General features: G+C 66.4%; 24 protein-coding genes. 4 read left to right on the forward strand and 20 right to left on the reverse strand.

Annotation, left to right across the window (positions count from 1 at the left end):
• Window positions 1-5 precede the first annotated feature (5 nt).
• Window positions 6-245: an EthD domain-containing protein gene (locus ACIBW7_RS10200; protein WP_397046541.1), complete on the reverse strand. Its 240-nt coding sequence runs from the start codon at window positions 243-245 to the stop codon at window positions 6-8.
• Window positions 242-1,291: a DUF3068 domain-containing protein gene (locus tag ACIBW7_RS10205; protein ID WP_397045966.1), complete on the reverse strand. Its 1,050-nt coding sequence runs from the start codon at window positions 1,289-1,291 to the stop codon at window positions 242-244. The genes ACIBW7_RS10200 and ACIBW7_RS10205 overlap by 4 nt, the downstream gene beginning before the upstream one ends.
• Before the next feature lie 322 nt (window positions 1,292-1,613).
• On the opposite strand from ACIBW7_RS10205, the gene ACIBW7_RS10210 reads away from it, so the two are divergent.
• From ACIBW7_RS10210 to ACIBW7_RS10220, 3 genes are read left to right on the forward strand one after another with little or no spacing between them, the layout of a single operon-like run.
• On the forward strand, window positions 1,614-1,970 hold the full coding sequence (locus ACIBW7_RS10210; RefSeq protein ID WP_397045967.1) for a DoxX family protein: 357 nt from the start codon (window positions 1,614-1,616) through the stop codon (window positions 1,968-1,970).
• A 20-nt stretch (window positions 1,971-1,990) separates the two neighbouring features.
• Entirely contained in the window at window positions 1,991-3,175 is a 1,185-nt protein-coding gene (locus ACIBW7_RS10215; protein ID WP_397045968.1) for a cytochrome P450, read from the forward strand.
• Between the two features lie 15 nt (window positions 3,176-3,190).
• Complete coding sequence (locus tag ACIBW7_RS10220; RefSeq protein ID WP_397045969.1) at window positions 3,191-3,388, forward strand: ferredoxin; 198 nt, start codon at window positions 3,191-3,193, stop codon at window positions 3,386-3,388.
• A gap of 112 nt (window positions 3,389-3,500) precedes the next feature.
• Here the strand turns inward: ACIBW7_RS10220 and ACIBW7_RS10225 are convergent, their stop codons facing one another.
• Window positions 3,501-4,064: a hypothetical protein gene (locus ACIBW7_RS10225; RefSeq protein WP_397045970.1), complete on the reverse strand. Its 564-nt coding sequence runs from the start codon at window positions 4,062-4,064 to the stop codon at window positions 3,501-3,503.
• Window positions 4,065-4,390: 326 nt separating this feature from the next.
• Between ACIBW7_RS10225 and ACIBW7_RS10230 the strand changes: the two genes are divergently transcribed.
• Window positions 4,391-5,074 carry a TetR/AcrR family transcriptional regulator gene (locus ACIBW7_RS10230; RefSeq protein ID WP_397045971.1) on the forward strand — a complete coding sequence of 228 codons (684 nt, stop codon included), beginning with the start codon at window positions 4,391-4,393 and terminating at the stop codon, window positions 5,072-5,074.
• Between the two features lie 277 nt (window positions 5,075-5,351).
• Here the strand turns inward: ACIBW7_RS10230 and ACIBW7_RS10235 are convergent, their stop codons facing one another.
• From ACIBW7_RS10235 to ACIBW7_RS10315, 17 genes are all read right to left on the reverse strand, one after another.
• On the reverse strand, window positions 5,352-6,086 hold the full coding sequence (locus ACIBW7_RS10235; protein ID WP_397045972.1) for a DUF6390 family protein: 735 nt from the start codon (window positions 6,084-6,086) through the stop codon (window positions 5,352-5,354).
• The gene (locus ACIBW7_RS10240; RefSeq protein WP_397045973.1) at window positions 6,086-7,192 is read right to left on the reverse strand and encodes a HoxN/HupN/NixA family nickel/cobalt transporter; all 1,107 of its coding nucleotides are present in this window, start codon (window positions 7,190-7,192) and stop codon (window positions 6,086-6,088) included. The genes ACIBW7_RS10235 and ACIBW7_RS10240 overlap by 1 nt, the downstream gene beginning before the upstream one ends.
• Before the next feature lie 48 nt (window positions 7,193-7,240).
• Window positions 7,241-8,329, reverse strand: coding sequence for a hydrogenase expression/formation protein HypE (hypE, locus tag ACIBW7_RS10245; RefSeq protein ID WP_397045974.1), 1,089 nt, complete (start codon window positions 8,327-8,329; stop codon window positions 7,241-7,243).
• Window positions 8,322-9,434, reverse strand: a complete 1,113-nt coding sequence (gene hypD, locus ACIBW7_RS10250) for a hydrogenase formation protein HypD (RefSeq protein ID WP_397045975.1) — start codon at window positions 9,432-9,434, stop codon at window positions 8,322-8,324. Before hypD ends, hypE begins: the two co-directional genes overlap by 8 nt.
• Window positions 9,431-9,796 carry a HypC/HybG/HupF family hydrogenase formation chaperone gene (locus tag ACIBW7_RS10255; RefSeq protein ID WP_397045976.1) on the reverse strand — a complete coding sequence of 122 codons (366 nt, stop codon included), beginning with the start codon at window positions 9,794-9,796 and terminating at the stop codon, window positions 9,431-9,433. The genes hypD and ACIBW7_RS10255 overlap by 4 nt, the downstream gene beginning before the upstream one ends.
• A 16-nt stretch (window positions 9,797-9,812) precedes the next feature.
• Window positions 9,813-12,107 carry a carbamoyltransferase HypF gene (gene hypF / locus ACIBW7_RS10260; RefSeq protein ID WP_397045977.1) on the reverse strand — a complete coding sequence of 765 codons (2,295 nt, stop codon included), beginning with the start codon at window positions 12,105-12,107 and terminating at the stop codon, window positions 9,813-9,815.
• A complete protein-coding gene (gene hypC / locus ACIBW7_RS10265; RefSeq protein WP_387292409.1) occupies window positions 12,104-12,349 on the reverse strand; it encodes a HypC/HybG/HupF family hydrogenase formation chaperone in 246 nt (81 codons plus the stop codon). The genes hypF and hypC overlap by 4 nt, the downstream gene beginning before the upstream one ends.
• A 2-nt stretch (window positions 12,350-12,351) precedes the next feature.
• Complete coding sequence (locus ACIBW7_RS10270) at window positions 12,352-12,825, reverse strand: hydrogenase maturation protease (protein ID WP_397045978.1); 474 nt, start codon at window positions 12,823-12,825, stop codon at window positions 12,352-12,354.
• Window position 12,826: 1 nt separating this feature from the next.
• Window positions 12,827-12,946: a DUF6893 family small protein gene (locus tag ACIBW7_RS10275; protein ID WP_373864772.1), complete on the reverse strand. Its 120-nt coding sequence runs from the start codon at window positions 12,944-12,946 to the stop codon at window positions 12,827-12,829.
• Between the two features lie 13 nt (window positions 12,947-12,959).
• A complete protein-coding gene (locus ACIBW7_RS10280) occupies window positions 12,960-14,261 on the reverse strand; it encodes a hypothetical protein (protein ID WP_397045979.1) in 1,302 nt (433 codons plus the stop codon).
• On the reverse strand, window positions 14,258-14,902 hold the full coding sequence (locus tag ACIBW7_RS10285; RefSeq protein WP_397045980.1) for a DUF6084 family protein: 645 nt from the start codon (window positions 14,900-14,902) through the stop codon (window positions 14,258-14,260). The genes ACIBW7_RS10280 and ACIBW7_RS10285 overlap by 4 nt, the downstream gene beginning before the upstream one ends.
• Entirely contained in the window at window positions 14,902-15,531 is a 630-nt protein-coding gene (locus ACIBW7_RS10290) for a DUF5947 family protein (RefSeq protein ID WP_397045981.1), read from the reverse strand. Before ACIBW7_RS10290 ends, ACIBW7_RS10285 begins: the two co-directional genes overlap by 1 nt.
• Window positions 15,528-16,442, reverse strand: a complete 915-nt coding sequence (locus ACIBW7_RS10295; RefSeq protein WP_397045982.1) for a NifU family protein — start codon at window positions 16,440-16,442, stop codon at window positions 15,528-15,530. The genes ACIBW7_RS10290 and ACIBW7_RS10295 overlap by 4 nt, the downstream gene beginning before the upstream one ends.
• 29 nt (window positions 16,443-16,471) lie before the next feature.
• Window positions 16,472-18,268, reverse strand: coding sequence for a nickel-dependent hydrogenase large subunit (locus ACIBW7_RS10300; protein WP_397045983.1), 1,797 nt, complete (start codon window positions 18,266-18,268; stop codon window positions 16,472-16,474).
• Between the two features lie 12 nt (window positions 18,269-18,280).
• Entirely contained in the window at window positions 18,281-19,336 is a 1,056-nt protein-coding gene (locus tag ACIBW7_RS10305; RefSeq protein WP_397045984.1) for a hydrogenase expression protein HypE, read from the reverse strand.
• Window positions 19,337-19,424: 88 nt separating this feature from the next.
• Window positions 19,425-20,249: a hydrogenase nickel incorporation protein HypB gene (gene hypB / locus ACIBW7_RS10310; protein ID WP_397045985.1), complete on the reverse strand. Its 825-nt coding sequence runs from the start codon at window positions 20,247-20,249 to the stop codon at window positions 19,425-19,427.
• Window positions 20,207-20,581, reverse strand: coding sequence for a hydrogenase maturation nickel metallochaperone HypA (locus ACIBW7_RS10315; protein ID WP_397046542.1), 375 nt, complete (start codon window positions 20,579-20,581; stop codon window positions 20,207-20,209). Before ACIBW7_RS10315 ends, hypB begins: the two co-directional genes overlap by 43 nt.
• Between the last annotated feature and the right edge of the window lie 222 nt (window positions 20,582-20,803).

Consider the following 20,803-nt stretch of genomic DNA (forward strand, 5'->3'; position numbering starts at 1 on the left):
GCCCGCTAGCCGAGCGGCACGTGCTCCTCGGTCACGAAGTAGGAGGACTGCGCCAGGTCGATGAAGTTCTTCTCGTCCTGGGTGAGCCGGTCGTTGGCCTGGATTCCGGCGGGTGTGGTCAATGCCGCGATCACGGCTTGTCCGGACGGGAACCAGACTTCGGTGACGCCGTCGAAGGCCGCGCCGGTGCCCCGCGCGATGACGAGGAGCAGGTTCTGGGTCAGCCGTGTGGCTCTGGTCCTCAGCGTCGGTGTGTTCTCAGGCGCGAGATGCCGAAGGTCAGCGCCGCCATCGCGGCTATCGCGGCGGCGATGGGTCCGTAGACGCGTAGTGCGGCGATCTGCCTGCGGGCGTCGCGGGCTTGTCCGGTCATCTCGTGGACTGACTGTTCGTCGAACTGCAGCGTGCCGTCGAAGACGGTGATGGCGGCGGGGTCGTCGGACGCCGACGCCAGATATCGGTGCTGATATTCGCTCACCATGATGACCGCGCCGGTCACCGATTCGACCCAGATGTCGCGGGTGGCGGAGTAGTACAAAGACAGCGCCACCTCATGGTCGCCGGCTCGTCCGACCGACTCCGCGGGAAGTGTGATCCCGCCTCGCAGCGGCAGCAGGGGAGCGAGGTCGACCGGCGGTGGCTGCGAGCGGAAATGCAATAGGCCCAAGCCATCTCGCACGGTCGTGTCATCGACGTACCGCAGGCGTGTCTCCTGTTGGGAGATGACGTCGAAGTAGGGATAGTCGTGCCGCCCGGTATCGAAAGGAAACTTGTACTGGAATCCGCTGCGGACCGTCTCGAGTGGACGCTGACCGGGCTCGAAAACCGTCCGCGCCGGGGCGCGCCGAGGCGACCCGCTCGTCCGGCTGATACTCACCTGGTCGACCAGTGCGTCGAGTAACCCCGCCTGCCCTGGGCGATCCAGCCGCGATGTCTGCTGCGCGACCCGCAGCGTGACGCTGTCGGAATCCGTCGGCTCGACGCTGGTCACCAGAGCCGACACCTGAACTGGGACCTTCGACTGGATCTGCACTTTGCCCTGCGATATGAGGTCGAGGTCCAGCACAGTCCCGGTGCCGACCGCCACCGTCACCTGCCGAATCGGCGCGGGAACCTTGATCAGTGCATCCGCGGCATGAATCGGCAGCAGCACCGCGACCATCGTGAACGCCGTGGCACTGGCTATTGCGACGAATCCGAGCACGCGCCGCCCCGCCCGCGTCTCGACGCCGCTGCGTTCGGCGCCGCGCTCGCGCGGTAGTTCGGTGTGCGGGTGGCGATAGCCGAGCATCGACCACTCCCTTCAGTTGACTGACGATATCGGCACTTATGATTGCAGAGTCAATTGAAGGGAGTTGACGAATTCGTCATATTCGATTTTGCGGGTTTGACGGCCCGGCGCCGGTCGTGCTGACGAAATATTCAGAACCTCTTGACTGACTATATCTTCGTGAGTGACGATATCGTCAGATGATTGTGAATGTGCGGCGTCGTTTCCCTGGTCGCTGACGGTGCTGTCGTCGCGACCATCGAACTCGCCCGGCGCCGACAAGGTGCTCGGTGGTTGGAGTGCTGGGCCGCTACGCAATCGAATGGAAGGTAGGTGTGGGTCGGTGACAGTCGCATCCGTCGTGTTCGCCGTGCTGTTGGCGATCGGGTTTCTGCCGCTCGGGGTAGTGAAGGTGCTTGCTGTGGCGGACATGCGTCGGCGTGCCGAACATTTCGGTTACTCGGTGAGCGCCTTCCGCGGCATCGGCGTGCTCGAGATTGCCGGGGCGCTGGGTGTGCTGGCGGGCTTGGTGTGGTGGCCGCTCGGGGTGGCGGCCGGAATCGGGTTGGTGTTGTTGATGATCGGCGCTGTCATCACTCATGTGAAGGCCGGTGACGGTGTGGGCGAGTACGCGCCGTCGATCGGCTCCGGTGTGCTGGCCCTGGCCTATGTCGTGACTGTATTCGGTGCGCATCTGTGACCGCGCGAAAAGAGGTTGTGATGCGTAATCGAGCCGACGTCCCTGTCTACCGGCCCGATATCTATTCGCGCCAGGGCATTCTCGACCCTTATCCGCAGTATGCGCGGTTGCGCGAACTGGGGCCGGTGGTGTGGCTGGCCAAGCAACGCGTCTATGCGCTGCCGCGTTATGCCGAATGCAAGACCGTCCTGCTCGATGATCGGACATTTGTCTCCGGGGCCGGTGTCGGTTTGAACCCGGTGGCCAATCGGCTCTCGAAGGGCACCACGCTCAATAGCGACGGTGAGGATCACAACCGTCGCCGCGCGTTGCTCGCCCGTCGGCTGGCCCCGCGGGCACTGCGCGCGATGCGCGAATCGATCGACCGGCAGGCGGTCGCGGCTGTCGAGCGGGCGGTCGCGCGGGGGCGTATTGATGGTGTCGAATTGGCGGCCGCGCTGCCGATGTCGGTCGTGCCGGATCTGATCGGCTGGCCCCAGCACGGTCGGGACCATTTGCTGCGGTGGGCGGGAGCGACATTCGACGCGCTCGGGCCACTGAATCGGCAGTCTGTTTGCACCGCGCCGTCGGGCATCGGGATGATGCAGTTCACCCGACGGCTCGCCCGCGAGCGGGACCTGCTTCCGGGCAGTGTCGGGGAGGAGGTGCTGCAGGCCACCGACGACGGCAAGCTTTCCGACACCGAATGCCCTGCCCTGCTGATCGATTACCTGGCCCCGTCGTTGGATACCACGATCAGCGCGATAGCCAGCGCGATGTATCTTTTCGCGCGCCATCCCGAGCAGTGGCAGCTGCTGAGGGATGAGCCCACCAGGATTCCGAATGCGGTGAACGAGGTCGTGCGTTTCGAATCACCGCTACGTGGTTTCTCCCGCAAGACAATTCGTGATGCCGAGATTGCCGGAACCCCCATCCCGGCGGGTTCACGGGTGGTGGTGATCTACTCCTCGGCCAACCGTGACGCGCTGGAATGGGACGACCCCGACACCTTCGACATCGGCCGCGACGCGACCCGTCAACTCGGTTTCGGTCACGGCGTACACGGTTGCGCCGGTCAAGGTCTCGCACGGTTGGAAACCCAGGCCATGCTCGCCGCGCTCGTCGAGCGTGTCGATCGCATCGAGATCGCCGGTGCACCCGAATGGGCGATCAACAACATCATCCACCGCTTCGAACATCTTCCGCTGCAACTCAATCCAGCCTGATAGAAGGAATCCATCATGAAGATCTCCGTCGACTACCCCCGGTGTGAAGGGCACGGCATGTGCGCCGCGCAAGCGCCCGAGGTGTTCAGCCTCGATGACGACGCCGAGCTCGTCTACCGTTTCGACGGCGCCGAGGTACCCGGCGATCTGGTGACCGTCGCCCATACGGCCGTGAACTCCTGCCCGGTCGCCGCCCTGCGCGAGATCTCGTAAGCCGGCCCGGCCCGGCTGATATCCCTCCGCGCACGCCAGCGCTTCGGACGGCGCCGTGTCGCTCGGGGCAGTGGCAATCAGGCGGCACGCTGCGCCGATGTCCGACCGACTGCTACTGCTTGCCCTGATCCGCCATGGCGTCAGTTTCTGTGCTGTCGGATTGTCGGGTGTGTCGGATGCCGCGCCAGCCCAGTGGGAGTTGGACGCGGCCTGCCCGGATATCGCCGATGAGGTGCTCGTAACCGTCGCGGACCTCGCTGAGATGGACCCATGCCGAGTGCCGAAGCTCCTCGCAGTCGGCGTGCAGCACCGTCCACCACGCCTCGGCGTAGGTCTTCGCGACATGACTGATCACCTCACCGAAGGTGTGGGTGTGGCGGCGGGCGCACCGGCTGTGACGGACGTAGGACGCCGCCCAAGAGTTGATCTTGTCGATGACCTTCGCGATATCCGCATGGAGGGCCGTCTCGGTGACATCAGGTGCATGCCGCTGCGGATTCAAAGCCGCCGAAATCAGGGCAGCGTGCAGATCGCCGAGTTCTCTCGCCCACGCGATCATCGGGACCGGCTCGGTGAGACGTCCCGCGATCGCGGCCAACAGTTGATCCGGTGACAGCACCGATGCCGCATCGATCGCGCTGTCTCCCGGCGCCGCTATATCCGCTTCCATGCTCACGGCGCTGCTGACCACCATCTGCGGCAGATGCTGACATAGTGGTCGCCGCCTCGGGCGCTGCGCGTCGAGATGGCGTCGGCGCTGTCGCAGAGGCTGGTCATGCGAACTGTTCGGAGGCTCGTCGTTCGATGACGGCCTCGGCGGGATGGGCGTGCTGAATCATAGGTTGTTGCTCGACTATTTCGAGATTAATGGTTGATGCGGCGAGTGCGGCGCTGCGTCTCGGCGCATAATGCTAATACTGACTGCGCACTCAGTCAACGACTGGTCGAGCAGTCAGTGGGTGCTAGAGTGTCCGGAAATTTGGCCGAGGAGGGGTGGGATCAGTGAGCGGGCGTGCGACGGGACCGGGCAAGTCGGGCGCGATTCTCGATATCTTCACGCGCCATGTAGCCGAGAAGGGCTACGACGGAACCAGCTTCAGTGGTGTCGCGAGCGAGTTGGGCATCTCTCAGGGCCTGATCGTGCATCACTACGGCACGAAGGCGCGGTTGTTGGAAGCTCTGCATGTTTCCTACATGCGGCGCCGGATCGATGAGGCAGAGCGGATTGTGTCGGAGTTCGCCACGCCGACCGAGCAGCTTGCCGGGCTGTTGCACGCGGCCATGCTCTATCAGGTGCACGACCGGAATCGGACCGTCGCATTCCAACGTGAGGTCGCGCGGCTGGCGCAGGAGGCCGAAGATTCCGAGGGGCGCAAGCTGCGCAGAGATTACATCGGAATCCTGCACAACGTGGTCGATGCGGGCATCGCGTCGGGTGAGTTCCGCGCTGTCGATACCAGCATCCGGAGCCTGCTCATCTTCGGTGCCGCGCAATGGGCGTGGACGTGGTTCGAGCCGGAAGGGCGCAGATCCGCCGCGCAGGTCGGTGCCGAACTGGTAGACCTCACTCTCGGATCTCTCTTGGTGAATCGCAGATCGCTGCCGCGCCTCTGCGACCCCGACGGCCGACTGGTCGCAGCGGTACTCGAGATCATCACCGCTGCGCCGAAAGCCGCCCCGGAGTGATGACCATCCTTCGGAAGAGCGCTCAGCCGACGCCGGCGGCGGACGGGCAGCGAGCGAGGCCCACTGCGCTGAGCTGGGTTTATGCGCTTTTCCCGAGCCTCGGCGGCTTGTTCGGGTGTCATGACGTGTCCGACGGTCAGCTAGAGCGCGCGTTCCAGGATCGCGGAGAACATCTCGAACAGCGCGTCAACGGGTAGGTCCTCGCGCAGCACGGAGCGGCGAAGAGACCGAGTGCCTTGCCGATCTGTCCACAAGGGTTACCTACTGACCCGCTGTGCTACGGGCCGTCGGTGGCCGCCAGACGTCGATTCGTCACGTGCAGTTGGCGTTCCGTGCTGCTGGTGAGGTCGTCGACTTGCTCGGCGGTCAACCGCCCGCACGGTTGTCCCCAGTGCAGCGCGATATCGTCCCCCGGCGCCGCGTCCGGGAGCGCCGCGTAGCCGTCGGTCCACACCGGGATGGTTCGCCGTGTCGTCTCCGACAGTGATAGATGTGTGCCGTCCCAGCGCAACCGGCTGGTCCCGACGGTGAGGTCGTCGCGATGGCGATCCAGTACCGTCGCGGCGGTGATGCGGCAGTTGTCGAGGATTTCCAAGGGCTGCTGCCCGTCGGTGACGGGCAGCAGCCTGGTCCACGGGTAGACACCGAAGACGTGGAAGCTGTGGTTCGCGGCCGCCTCCGGAGCGAGGGCGGGCCCCAGATGGGACCAGTACACACCCGCGATCGGGGCGATGAGTCCCAGCAACTCGGCCAGGAATTCGGGACCGTCGAGTTCGGCGCCGATGCCCCCACCCAGCCAATAGGACGCCACCAGTCGCTCGTCGAGCGGGTCGGTGACGCCGGTCATGCGCGACATGGCCCGCAGGTAGGGCCATGCGCCGGAGAAGCTGCGCGCGAGGACCCGCACGCGTTCGCCATCGCGGTCACGTAGGGCGGCGGTGTGCTCTGGCCCGCAGTATCCGAGGTGGTTGGGCGCATAGGCGTAGCGCGCGAACAACTCCACACCGTCCATCAGGTCGGTTCCTCCGATAGCGTTGCGCTCCAGCGGCTTTCGATGTCACCGTAATGCCAGATCGCTAGTGCGCCTGCCCAGGTGAACGCGAAGAGGCCGACGATGATGAAGCCCATCGTGGCCAGGTCGAGGCCCCCGATCCAGGCGAGCACCCCGCCGGTGACCTCGAGTTTCTCGGTGAGGATGGAGATGAGCTCCTGGACACCGATCAGCAGGGCCACCGCGACCGAGAGCCCGGTCACCACCATGTTGTAGTAGATCTTGCGGATCGGTCCGGCGAAGGCCCACCCGTAGGCATAGTTCATGAACGAACCGTCCAGCGCGTCGAACAGCGACATGCCCGCCGAGAACAGCACGGGCAGAACGAGAATCGCGTACCAGGGCAGCCCGGTGGCGGCCGCGCCGCCGGCGATCACCAGCAGGCCCACTTCGGTGACGGTGTCGAAACCGAGGCCGAACAACAGCCCCACCGGATACATCTGCCACGGCTTGCGCACCGTGCGCATGACCGGCGCCAAGACCCGATTGAGCACGCCACGCGAGTCCAGTGCGCGTTCGAGTTGCGCTTCGCTGTATCCGCCGCGCCGCATAGCGCGTAAGACCTGCCAGATTCCGATCAGCGCGGCCAGGTTCAGCAGTCCGATGAGGATCAGGAAGGTACCCGAGACCGATGTGCCGAACACCCCGGTCCACCGCTGCAATCGCGAGTCCTCGTCTTCCAGGTTCCGCGCCAGCGCGGTAACTCCGAAGGCCAGCAGCCCGACGAGCACGAAGACGATGGTGGAGTGCCCCAGGGAGAACCAGAAGCCGACCGTGAGCGGTTTCTGCTTGTCCGCCACCAGTTTTCGGGTGGTGTTGTCGATCGCCGCGATGTGGTCGGCGTCGAAGGCGTGTCTCATCCCCAGCGTGTAGGCGGTGACGCCGAGCCCGACGCCGAATATCGCGCCGTCCACCACGTACTCGTCGGGCACGACCAGCAACAGCAGCGTCCCCCATCCCACGATGTGCAGGGTGACGATTGTCGCTGCCATGCCGAGGATGCCGCGACGCTGCCCGCCGTCGAATCCGACCCAGGCATCTCGCAGCCTCGTGGTGACTGTCGCCATCCCCACGGTCCCATCTCTCCCACTCGTCCGGCGGAGCCACCGCCGTGTTCAACAGATTCGCGGTAGCTGTTCTCCTGCGGGCAGGTCGACGACACGGGTGCCGCCGAGGGCGGTGCGTGCCACCACCATTCCCGGATGCTCGGCAACGCAGTGACCGACGATTGCCGCGTGCGCGCCGAGGGGATGCGCATGCATGGCGTCGAGGACGCGGTCGGCATCGCCGGGGGGTACGAACGCGACGAGTTTGCCTTCGTTGGCGACATACAGCGGGTCGAGACCGAGCAACCCGCAGGCATCGCGCACCCCGATAGGCACCGGGATCGCCCGTTCGTCGAGTTCGACGCCGACGCTCGCGGCACGGGCGATCTCGTTGAGGGAGGCGCCCATTCCGCCGCGCGTGGGATCGCGCAGCACGTGCAGATCGGCGCCGGTGGCGAGCATGGCCGCGACCAATCCGTGCAGTGGCGCGGTATCGCTGCACAGTGTCGTGCCGAACTCGAGTCCTTCCCGGCAGCTCAGTACCGCGATACCGTGCAGTCCGATCTCACCGCTGACCAGCACGATATCGCCGGGCCGTGCCCGCTGGGGCCGGATGTCGACGCCTTCCGGCACCAGTCCGATGCCCGCGGTGTTGATGAAAATGCCATCGCCGTGCCCGGCGTCGACGACCTTGGTGTCGCCGGTGACCAGCCGGACCTCGGCCGCGAGCGCGGCGGTGCCGACGGCTTCGGCGATGCGGGCGATCTCGGCCAGCGCGGTGCCCTCTTCGAGGATGAATGCGGTCGAGAGCGCAATCGGCCGGGCGCCCGACATCGCCAGATCGTTCACGGTGCCGTTCACGGCGAGGTCACCGATCGAGCCGCCGGGGAACACCAGCGGCTTGACCACGAACGAATCGGTGGAGAACGCCAGTCGCAAATCGCCGAGGGGGAGCACTGCCGAATCGCCGAGTTCGGTGTCGGCGGCCGCGCCGAACGCGGGCAGGAACAGGTGCTCGATCAGCTCGCCTGACATCGCACCGCCGCCGCCGTGTCCCATCACGATATTGGGCGCGTCGCGCAGCGGCATGGGGCAGACCCAACCATCGATGTCGAGTGGGGGAGATACGGCTGCCCCACTGCCGTTGGTGTCAGGCATGGGCGACCTCCGCGGGAAGATCGAGACGCCGGTACAGGTAGTACGCGGCACAGGCGCCTTCGGAGGAAACCATCGTGGCACCCAACGGGTTTCGCGGGGTGCATTCCTTGCCGAATGCTGCGCATTCGTGAGGTTTGATCAAGCCTTGGAGCACTTCACCGGACCGGCACACCGAAGACTCGGCGGTGTGCAGATCGCCGACGGAGAAACGCTGTTCGGCGTCGTAGTCGCGGTAGCGCGGCGACAGCCGCCAGCCACTGCTGGGGATCACGCCGATGCCGCGCCACGCCCGGTCGGTGACCTCGAAGACGTCCTCGAGCATGGCCTTGGCCGCTGGATTCCCGGCCGCGGCTACCGCACGGGGATAGGCGTTCTCGACCTCGTGGCGTCCTTCCTCGAGCTGGAGCACGGTGCGCCGGATGCCTTCGAGGATGTCCAGCGGTTCGAATCCGGTGACCACCATCGGAACCTTGTATTTCTCGGCCAGCGGCGGATATTCGCTGGTGCCCATCACCGTGCAGACGTGCCCGGCGGCGAGGAATCCCTGCACCCGGCAGCTGGGCGATTCCATGATCGCCGCAATGGCCGGCGGGACGAGCACGTGCGAGACCAGCAGCGAGAAATTCTCGATGCCGAGCCGTTGGGCCTGGTACACCGTCATCGCGTTGGCGGGCGCGGTGGTCTCGAATCCGATGCCGAAGAACACCACCTGCCGATCCGGGTTGTTCTTGGCCAGTTCCAGCGCATCCAGTGGTGAGTAGACCACCCGCACGTCGCCGCCTTCGCTCTTGACCCGGAACAGATCCTTGTGACTGCCGGGTACTCGCAGCATGTCGCCGAAGGAGCAGAAGATCACCCCCGGCCGTGCGGCGATCTCCAGTGCCTTGTCGATCACCTCGAGCGGGGTGACGCACACCGGGCAACCGGGCCCGTGGATCATCTCGATCTGATCCGGCAGCAGCTGGTCGATGCCGTGGCGGATGATCGAATGTGTCTGTCCGCCACACACTTCCATGATCGACCAGCGCTTGCTGGTGGTGGCGCGGATACGGTCGAGCAGGTGCCGCGCCAGCTCGGGATTGCTGAATTCGTCCAGGTATTTCATGACTTCGCCTCCTGGTCGTCGACGGTTGCGCCCGGCGCGGTCGCGTCGGAATTGTTCGCCCCGGGTTGCGGGGCTTCGGGGTTGTCGACACCGGCCTGCTTCGCCGCGAGCGCGAAACCGTCGCCGAACTCCTCCTTCAGTACGCCGAGATGTTCGAACTCGGCCAGCGTCCGCAATGCGGATGCTTCATCCAGGCGTTGGATCGCGAACCCGACGTGCACCACTACGTAGTCGCCGACGGCCACGTCCGGGATGTATTGCAGGCACACGTCTTTGTGCACGCCGCCGAAGTCGACCTCCGACATCAGCGTGCCGTCGCGTTCGTTGACGCTGAGCACCTTTCCGGGAACCGCAAGACACATCGCTTGTCTCCTTCACTCACACCGCACCGGCTACCAGGAGCTGACCGAACGCGATCCCGCCGTCGTTCGGTGGCAGTCTGCGATGACTGATGACACGGAATCCGTCGTGCCGCAGCAGACGGGTACAGCTCGACAACAGCAGCGCGTTCTGGAACACACCGCCCGACAGCGCGATCACCGACCCGGGCGCGGCGAATCGCCGTGCGGTGTCGTGCACGAGGTCTGCGACGGCGGCGTGGAATCGGGCGCCGATGACCGCGGGCGGTACGCCGCCTGCGGCGTCGGCGACGACCTCGGCGAGTACCGGGGCAGGATCGATCCGGGCGGGATCGCCGTCGTGCCAAGTGAATCGGTACCGGCCCGCCGCCGCGCCGGCCCCGCGGGCCAGACCTTCGAGTTCGATCGCGGCCTGCGCCTCATAGTCGACGACGTGCCGTACCCCGGCCAGGGAGGCGACCGCGTCGAACAGCCTGCCCATGCTCGAGGTCGGCGCGCAGCCGAGCCCGGTGTCGAATTGGTGCGCGAGCACCGCCCGCTCGGCGTCGGGGCAGGCGTCGACCGAGGCGATGCCGGGGAACCACTCGATGCCCGCGGTGCGCAGATGCGACAGTGCCATCCGATAGGGCTTGCGGACGCTGAGGTCGCCGCCCGCCAAGGGCACATAGGACAGGTGCGCCATGCGCCGGTATCCCTTGTATCCGGCGACGAGCACCTCACCGCCCCAGACCGCGCCGTCGGGTCCGTACCCGGTGCCGTCGAAGGCGATGCCGAGGACCGTCTCGTTCGCATCGATCCCGTGCTCACCCATCACCGCGGCCAGATGCGCGTGATGATGTTGCACGGTATGCACAGGTCGCTCGGCCGCGTTTGCACGGGCCCAAGCGGTCGAACGGTAGCCGGGGTGGGCGTCGGCCGCGAGTTGGGTCGGGTACACGCAAGTGAGTTCCTCCAGGTGGGATCGCGCCGTGTCGAATGCCTGCAGGGTGGCCAGATCGTCCATGTCGCCGATGTGCTGACTGAGCCAGGCGTACCGTCCGTCGGCGACGGCGCAGGTGTTCTTCAGGTCGGCGCCGACCGCCAGAGTCGGCGGAACCGGGAAGGGCAGCGCCAGCGGGAGCGGCGCGTAGCCGCGGGAGCGGCGCACCGGCAGCTCGGCGCCGTCCACGACACGCACCACCGAGTCGTCGCACGGGACGAGAATGCGCCGGTTGTGGCCGAGCCAGGCGTCGGCGAGCCCGGCCAGGCGGGTGCGGGCGTCGACGTCGTCGTAGCAGATCGGTTCGCCGCCGAGATTGCCGGAGGTCATGACCAGCACGTCGGGGCCGGCCGGGTCGCCGGGCAGGCCGAACAACAGCAGATGCAATGGGGTGTAGGCGAGCATGACGCCGAGGTCGGGGTTGCCCGGTGCGACCGCCTCGGCGACGGGCCGTTGGCCGCGCGGCAGCAGGACGATCGGCCGTTGCGGACCGCCCAGCAGGGCCGCACCGGTGGGATCGATGGTCACGATGCGCGCCGCGGCGTCCAGGTCGGCGACCATGACAGCGAACGGTTTGTTGCCGCGCCGCTTGCGGCGACGCAATTCGGCCACGGCCGTGTCGTTGTCGGCGTCGCAGGCGAGGTGATAGCCGCCGATGCCCTTGACCGCGAGAATGCCTCCGGCGCACAGCAATTCGCGCGCCGCTGCCAGTGGCCGCGCCGGATCGCCGGGCCCGGCGTAGGACAGGGTGGGCCCGCACTCCGGGCAGGCGATGGGCTGGGCGTGGAACCTGCGATCGGCGGGGTCGGCGTATTCGTGGGCGCAGCGCGGGCACATGGCGAAATCGGCCATGGACGTGCGCTCGCGGTCATAGGGCAGCCCGGCGATGATGGTGAATCGCGGACCGCAGTTGGTGCAGTTGACGAAGGGGTGGCGGTAGCGGCGGTCGGCGGGGTCGCGCAGTTCGCGCGCGCAGTCCGCACAGATCGCCACATCGGGTGAGGCCAGCGTGCGTCCGGCGCCGCCGCGCCGGGTGTCCCCGATCAGGAACCCGGTACCGCCGCGGATATCGACAGCGGTCTGCTCGACCGAGGCGACGGCGGCCAGCGGCGGCGGGGACTCGTGCACCCGGCGAATGAACTCCCGCACCGATGCCTCGGCGCCCTCGATCTCGATGACGACGCCGTCGGTGTCGTTGGCGACACTGCCGGTCAGCGCGAGCTCGACGGCCGTGGTGTAGACGAACGGCCGGAATCCGACGCCCTGCACCACGCCGCGCACGAGCAGGCGGCGGCGAACGCGGTCGGCGCCTGTGTCCGTCAGTCGCTCCCTCACGACTGCTCCCCGCTGCCGAGCAGGCGCAGCCCGGCCATCGCCCGCTCCGCGCCATCGGCGTCGGTTTTCTCGACGACGAATCCCATGTGGATGATCACCCAATCACCCGGCGCGGCGGGCTGATCCGCGTCGAGCAGACCGATATTGACCTTGCGCTTCTCACCGGATACCTCGACCACGGCGATCTGCCCGTGGTAGCCGTCCGGAATCTCGACGACCCGGCCCGGAATGCCCAGGCACATCCTCACACCTCCTGTCCAGCGCGCAATTGCGCCGCGATGCGCGTGACCTCGGCCGCCGCAGGGGCGACGGCCGCGGCGACGGCAGGGCTGAGGCCGATTCCCTCGACCACCGAGTCGACCTGGCAACCGACGACGACGGTCGGCGGCACGACACCGCCGAGCGCGCGCACCGCGGCGAAGACCGCCTCCGGATTCATCGCGTGCGCGTCCATGGCCGTCGTCGCCCCCGACTCGGGCTCGGCGCGCAGGGTCTGCACGCGTCCGGGTTCGCCGGTATTCGGCAGGGCGTCCACCAGTACCACCGCATCCCACCCGTCGAGCAGGTCGTAGGCCAGGTGCAACCCGCGGATGCCGTAGTCGACGATCCGCTGGTTCTCCTCCGACGCCGTGGGCAGCCGACTGACCACCTCGGGGCCGAATCCGTCGTCGCCGAGGAAGATATTGCCGATCCCGGCAATGAGCACGCGGGCGCTCATCTCACATGTGGCGAATCTTCATATAACGCCGGAGGTCGGGGATCGACCGAATGCCGACATACGCGCCGCCCACGACGATTACTGCCACCACCGCGATGGCGACCACACCGACTACTTCCATGACCGTATTCCTTTCACTCGTCGCCGTTGACAATCGGTTCGAGCTCATCTGGAGCGAAATACAGGTAGCGGCCATACCATTCGTGCAGATCGGCCGCCGGATCGTCGTCGATGACCACACCGACGTGCGTTTCGCCGTCGACGTCGGCGTGCACCGAGGTGACGCGCGCCGCCCTGCCCTCGTAGAACAGGTCGTGGGCGTCGGCGCGCCGCGTCGGGCGCAGCCGAACCCGGCTGCCCTTCTGAACCAGCACCCCGGCGATCGGGACCGCGTCGGACTCCGGGCGCACCGCACCGTCGGCAGCGGGATCCCACCAGCTCACGCCCTCGGGCACCTCGGGCACCAGGCGCGGCGCCGGCTCGCGCCACAGCCCGTGCAGGTCGTGCATGGCCTCGGGCGTCATGCGATCGCAGCGGTCGATGATCTCGGCGGCTCTCGGGTCGGTGGCGCGGGCCCGTTCCTTTTCGTCGTCGGTGAGCGCCATCACGCGCAGGGTGAGGATTTCGTCGATTTCGGTGGAGTCGAACAGCTGACCCGCGCTCTGCTCGGCGATCTCGGGATGGTCGTAGAGGATGATCGGCGACACCAGGACAACGTCGTTGTGGCCGGGCGGCCCGGCCAACACCGGGAAACAGCGGTGCTGGGTGCAGTGCTCGACGGCCGTCTCGGCGCCGGGTTCGGGGTCGAGGAGCGAGACGAACTCACCGCCGTCGAGTTCGGCGATCACGTGGGCGCCGAGCATGGAGCGGGCGGTGGAGTCGTCCGAGTTGGTGGCCGCGCCGCCGCTGTTGCGCAGCCGTATTCCGACGCGTCGATAGTCGCCCTCGGCGGCGACAGTCAATTCGAGCGTGCCCTCGATCGGTGCTCGGGTGCGCACCAGCACGCCCGCCGTCGATCCTGGAATCGGTTCGACCGCCTGCCAGCCCGGTATTTCGATCGGCATCGTCTTGTCCGCCAATGACAAAGGGCCACAGGGGATTTCGCATTCAGTGGCTTCGTCCCAGCTGACCCATCGGCGACCGTCGACGATCACTTCGGCGCGCGCGATTCCGTCCAGTTCGACCGTTCGGCGCTGCAGTTGCAGGAACCGCGCGGTGAGCGTGATCTGCGTGGCACCGGACGCGCGGACGAGGCATTCGGCGGCCAGCGAATCGTCCTCACCGAATCCGGCCGCGGCCGCGCCGCGCGGGCCGAGCACGCCGAACTGCCAGCGGGACTGGTTCTTTCGGGCGTCCGACCGGTACGGGTACAGCAGGTACCCCTCGTACAGCACCGCGTCGGCGACGGCGCGGGCACGGGTCATGACGGCGTTCACGGCGCGGACTCCTCGGTGAGGAGTTTCGCGACCGCGTCGTCGAATCCGAGCAACCCGTGCGAAGACTTGTAGGCGGCCAGCGCTTCGACATTCTCCCGGCGCAACCGCACCCAGCCGGAGTTCGGATAGTGGGCGTCCATGAGATCGCGCCATACGGCGACCGGCATGTCGAATTTGTCCTCGCGGTCCCATGGCACCTGCTGAACCGCGAAACCCGTTTCCCCCCTGATGAATACGGTGCCACTGAACAGGAAGATCAGGGGTACGGTGCCCTCGCGCAGGGCGTGCAGGTACTTCGACCCGGTGACCTCGAAGTCGTAGGTGCACGGCATCGGCAGCTCCACCTCGGCGCCGCCGGAGAAGCCGGGCACCATGGTGGCACAGTGCATCCAGGAGAACGACTTCTGTGTTTCGTGCCAGCGTTCGCGCGGGCCGAAAAGGTCCAGCAGGCCCGCGCCTTCGGTGTCCGAGTAGCCGCGCCGGTAGGGTTCGATGCGCACCTGGGCCCGCAGCGCGATCGCGTGCACCGGCTCCTCGGACAGCGCGGCGATGCCGATGCGCGCCGACAGATTCGGGGTGACCGCGTACGGTTCCGGCCGCACCTCGAGCACCGCGAAGGTCATCGCATAGGCCGGGCTCATCACGCCACCTCCGGCCGGGCCCGAGCCGACATCGTGGTGAAGAATTCCGCGATGTAGTCCCTGGCCTCCCTACCGCCGTCGAATCCGCGCCACAGCATCCGCATCCGTCCGACGAACTCGTAGCAGGCATCGATCGGCAGCAGCAGGACCGCACCGGGACCGCCGCGCTCGGGCATCCGGATCAGCAGGGCCTCGACATCCGGTGCGAGCCGGTCGAGTTCGGGATGGCGATCCAGCATCGCCCGCCAATCCCGCAGCGGCAGTTCGGATTCGGTGGCACCTGCCGGTCCCGGATAGAACGCGACAGTGCGTCCGAGCGCCGAATTGACGAAGAAGAACGCCAAGCCGACCGGGATGTCGAGGGCGTCCCATTCGCCCTGACCGATCGCACAGTCGGGGAACGAGACGTAGTGGTCGGGCACTGCCCGGTAGCGCAGCGCGGCCTGCTGATCGGTGAACAGCAGATAGCAGCCCACGCATACGCACATCAGCTGCCTGCCTTCGATATCCACCACATGCCGGTGCTGTGCACCGACCGGTTCGGCACACATTTCGCACCGCTCTCCGGCCGCCGCGGGCGGGGGCGGATCGGTCGCGATACGACGCAGTGCGCGCAGGCTCTGGTTCATCCGCGGACCTCCGCGGGTACCGCCACCGAGATCTCACCGGAGCGCACCAGCACGGGCAGCGGCTCCAGATGCCCCTCGCCGTCCAGCCGCGTTCCGGCGTGCACCACATCGAAATGGGCCTGGCATCCCGGACAGCGCAGCACCGCCGAGCCTGCCGGGGCTCCCATCCTGCGGTGCAGTGCGGCCCCCGCCATCGAACGCCCACAGGCCGCGCAGCGGTCGCGATAGACGAACAGGTCCGCGCCGACCCTGCAGGCCAGCACCGGCACGTCGGCCACCGTGAACCCGCCGACCTCGCCTGCCGCCAGGTCCGCGAGTTCCGGGACCGAGATCCAGCTGCCCGCGGGCGGATCACCGGTGTGTACCCGCGCGAACAGCGCTTCGGCCGGTATCACCCCCGCCTGCGCCTGTGCCGCCGCGGCGACCACCTCGATGGCCTCGATTTCCGGTGCGGCCGCGCGCACCGCATCCTCCACCGCCAGTTCCAGGGTCACCGACGATGAAGGGCACGTGCGACAGCTACCGGACAACTCGAGCTGCACGACACCGTCGGCGACGTCGATGAGCGTCACATCGCCGCCGTGCGAGCCGAGGTAGGGGCGGACGCTGTCCAGCGCCGTCGCGACCCTTGTTCGCACGTCGTGCGGGTGCAGGCCGTGTACCAACAGCAGGCTCGCGACCAGATCGTCGCGGGTCAGCTCCTCGACGGTCCGGTCGTCGAGCACGGCCATGACCCGGTCGAGTGCCGCGCCGTAGAGGTCGACGACCTCACGCAGGAGACGCTCGGCGCGCTCGCGCGCCACCGGGCCGCCTGCCGAACAGGCGTCCAGCAGGGTGTCGATGCGATCACCCGCGCCCCGCCACTGGTTGTCGTCGATCGGTCTGGCTCGCTGCTGCGGGCGACCGTCCACGCTGTGCCTCCCGTCGTCGGCCCGGCCTGTCATTCCGCGGTGAGCGCCTGCGTCGGTGAATGGACCTTGTCCAGGGTGACGCCGTTGCCCAGATACATGTGCACCCCGCAGGGCAGGCACGGATCGAAGCTGCGCACCGTGCGCATGATGTCGATGCCCTTGAAGTGCTCCCGGTCGTTCTCCTCGAAGATCGGCTGGCCCTGGACCGCGTCCTCGTAAGGCCCCGGCGTACCGAAGGAGTCACGCGGACTGGCGTTCCACGGCGTCGGCGGATACGGGTGGTAGTTGGCGATCTTGCCGTCCCGGATGACCATGTGGTGCGACAGCACACCGCGCACCGCCTCGGTGAAACCACAGCCGATGCCCTCGTCGGGCACCTCGAAGTGTTCCCAGGTCTTGGTATGGCCCGCTCGGATCTCACCGAGCGCCTGCTCGGCGAAGTGCACCGCACATGCCGCCGCGTAGGCCTGGAAGTAGGTCCGCGCCCGGTCGCGTTCGATCGTGTTGCTGCCGTGCGCCGGAATCTTCCATTCCAAGGTGACCGGGCCCTTCAACGCGGTCTTGGGCAGGTTGATCTGCACGCTGGATCCGGTGGATTTGACGTAACCGATGTCCACCAGCCCGGCCAGCGCCGTCGTCCACAGGCGAGCCAGGGGCCCACCTCCGGTGTCGAGTGCGAGATGGTCCTTGCCATCGAACCAGCGGGGGGACATCACCCAGCTGTACTTGTCGTCCAGGTCGCGCTTCTGCGGTCTCGGGTTGGTGTGCTGATTCCATGGGTGGCGCCGGTCGACCGGATTGCCGAGCGGATCGGTCGTGACGAACATTTCCTGATCGGTCCAGTCCTCGTAATACGAACTGCCCAACAGGATCCGGAGGCCGAGATTGATATCGACCAGCGAGGTGGTGATCAGCTTCCCGTCCACGACGACGCCAGGGGTGACGAACATCTCCCGGCCCCACTGCTCCATGTCCTTGTACTCGAAGTTGCATACCGCTGGATCCTGGAACGATCCCCAGCAGCCGAGCAGTGTGCGGCGCAGACCCACCTGCTCGTAGCCCGGCAGCGCCTCGTAGAAGAAGTCGAACAGGTCGTCGTGCATCGGCACGACCTTCTTCATGAACTCCACGTACCGCATCAGCCGCGACATGTAGTCGGTCATCAGCTGGATCGTCGCGACCGTGCCGACCCCACCGGGATACAGCGTCGACGGGTGCACGTGCCTGCCCTCCATCAGGGAGAACATTTCGCGCGTGTACCGGCTGACCTGCAGCGCCTCCCGGTAGAACTCGCCGGTGAACGGATTGAGCGCCCGCATGATGTCGGCGACAGTGCGGTAGCCGTGGTCACCGGCGTGCGGAGCCTCGGTGCGCTCGGCGAGTTCGAGCACGCCCGGGTTGGTCTCGGCGACCATCTTCTCGCAGAAATCCACCCCGACCAGGTTCTCCTGGAAAATGTTGTGGTCGAACATGTACTCGGCGGCCTCGCCGAGGTTGACGATCCACTCGCCGATAGGCGGTGGTTTGACCCCGTAGGCCATGTTCTGGCAGTAGCACGAGCAGGTCGCGTGGTTGTCACCGCAGATGCCGCAGATGCGGCTGGTGATGAAGTGCGCGTCGCGCGGGTCCTTGCCCTTCATGAAAATCGAATAGCCGCGGAAGATCGACGAGGTGCTGTGGCACTCGACGACCTCGCGACTGGAAAAGTCGATCTTGGTGTAGATGCCCAGGCTGCCGACGATGCGGGTGATCGGATCCCAGGCCATCTCCACCAAGGAGTCGGGTTCGATCTTGCGCAGCGACGGATCGGGAATGATCTCTGTCATCGAAATGTCTCCCTACCAGGTGCGTGTCGCGCCGGATTCGAGCTTCCCGCCCTTGTGCCGCCAGCGCGGTTCCTTGTCGACGGTACGGCCGGTGATGTGGCGAAGGCTGCGGATCACCGACCCGTACAGCCCGGAAGCGGTCGAGGAGATCTTGCCGCCCGGCGGTTCGTCCATGAACGGCATGAACTTGTCCGGGAATCCCGGCATCGTGCAGCCGATGCAGATGCCACCCACATTCGGGCACCCGCCCACGCCGTTGACCCAGCCGCGCTTGGGCACGTTGCACTTGACGACCGGACCCCAACAGCCCAGCTTCACAATGCATTTCGGTGATCCGTACTCTTCGGCGAAATCACCCTGCTCGTAGTAGCCCGCTCGGTCGCAACCTTCGTGCACGGTGGCGCCGAACAACCACTTCGGGCGCAGCGCATCGTCGAGCGGAATCATCGGCGCCTGGCCCGTGGCCATATAGAGAAGGTAGGTAAGGGTCTCGGACAGATTGTCGGGCTGGATCGGGCAGCCGGGCACGCAGACGATCGGGATGCCCGCTTTGCTCTTCCAATCCCAGCCGAGATAGTCCGGGACACCCATCGCGCCGGTCGGATTTCCCGCCATCGCGTGGATACCGCCGTACGTCGCGCATGTGCCCGCGGCGACCACTGCGGTCGCTTTGGGCGCCAGCCGATCGAGCCATTCGCTCGTCGTCATCGGCTGACCGGTCGCAGGGTTGTTGCCGAAGCCGCACCAGTAACCCTCGTCGTGCAACTGCTCATTGGGGATCGACCCCTCGACGACCAGAACGAACGGATCGAGTTCGCCCCGATCTCCCTTGAAGAACCACTCCAGGAAATCGTCCGCGCCGCCGGTCGGACCGCATTCGAAATCGATGAGCGGCCAATGCACGGCAATCTTCGGCAATCCCGGGAGTGATCCGAGTGCGATCTCTTCGATGCTCGGCTGGGTGGCGGCGGTGAGGGCCACCGAATCGCCGTCACAGCTGAGTCCCGCATTGATCCAGAGGACGTGGATCAGTGTGTCTTCGGCTTTTACTGCTTCCTGAGTTGGCATTGGACTGCCACCTTCCGCAGCGGGGGCACGCGGTATGTCTCCGGTCAGCTCAACCGACCCGTCCGCGTGTGACTCTGATCACATGAGTCTAGGTCTGAGAGCCAACGGCTTTCAAGGTATTCGGTATGCCGACGGTTAGCCTGGCGCTGAGCCAGTCGTACCAAAGGGCTAGTCCATCGCCCGTGGTCGCCGATACCGGAAGGATCTTTACGCCGGGATTCACCGACTGCGCGTACTCCACGCATCGCGCTGAATCGAAGTCCACATACGGCAGCAGATCGGTCTTATTGATCAACACCAGCTCCGCCGCGGCAAACATGTGCGGGTATTTCAACGGCTTGTCGGTGCCCTCGGTGACCGAGATGATCACGACCTTGCCCGCCTCGCCGAGATCGAACAATGCCGGACAGACCAGATTGCCCACATTCTCCACGAACAGCAGGCTGCCCGGCCCCGGATCCAGCGCGTCGAGAGCGCGCCGCATCATGTCCGCGTCGAGATGGCAGCCCGCGCCGGTATTCACCTGCACGACCTTGCAGCCGGTTGCCTCGATGCGCTGCGCATCCAACACGGTTTCCTGATCGCCCTCGATGACGGCCACCGGAACCGAGTCGAACTCGCGAATCGTCCGCTCGATCAGGGTCGTTTTCCCCGCGCCGGGCGAACTGGTCATATTCAGCGCCAAGATCCCGCGTTCACGCAATCGCGCACGGTTCGCCGCGGCGAGCTCGTCGTTCTTGGCCAGCACCTTCTGTTCGAGGGTCAGCGTGGTCAGAGCGTGTTCGTGGTGGTGCTCGTGTTCATGCCCGGGACCATGCTCATGGTGACCATGATCGTGCGGGTGTTCGTGGTCCTGATGTCCGACGGTGATCACAGCGACCCCGTCGCCCTCGCATCCGCAGGTTGCGCACATCGCTCACTCACCTCCATCGATACGATTCGAAGTTCCCGCCCCGCAGTTATCTCGACATCGGCGCTGCCGCAACGACACAGCACGATGAGGTCGGGCAGAACGAATTCCGCCCCGCAGTTCCGGCAGCGCGCCGTCCCTTCGACAATGCGCAGGTCCAGCTTTGCTCCCTCAGCGATCGTTCCCTCGGTGGCAAGCTCGAAACAGAACTGCATCGACTCGGGCACCACAGCGCACAGCGTGCCGACCTCGACCGTCACGTCATGCACCACGCGCCCTTGCGCATGCTCGCAGACGGCGTCGACAAGGTACTGGGTTATCGCCATTTCATGCATCCCGACCTCGCCTTTCGACAAGCCCCGGGATGAATCCTACGCCGCGGGCGAACTCGCCTCGGCAATATTCTGCTGCCGGGCCGATCGGCAGCGGTGAACCTACCTACAGCGCCATCGCCGCCGCGGGTGGCACGGACGCGCCGGTAGCCGGAACTCTCCCGCCGCTGCTGAATACCTTGCAGGCCAAGCGGATTGTTGCGGCGGATCTGCCGCTGTCCACGA

Origin of the sequence: Nocardia sp. NPDC049526, assembly GCF_044465765.1 — a bacterium.
Taxonomy (GTDB): Bacteria; Actinomycetota; Actinomycetes; order Mycobacteriales; family Mycobacteriaceae; genus Nocardia.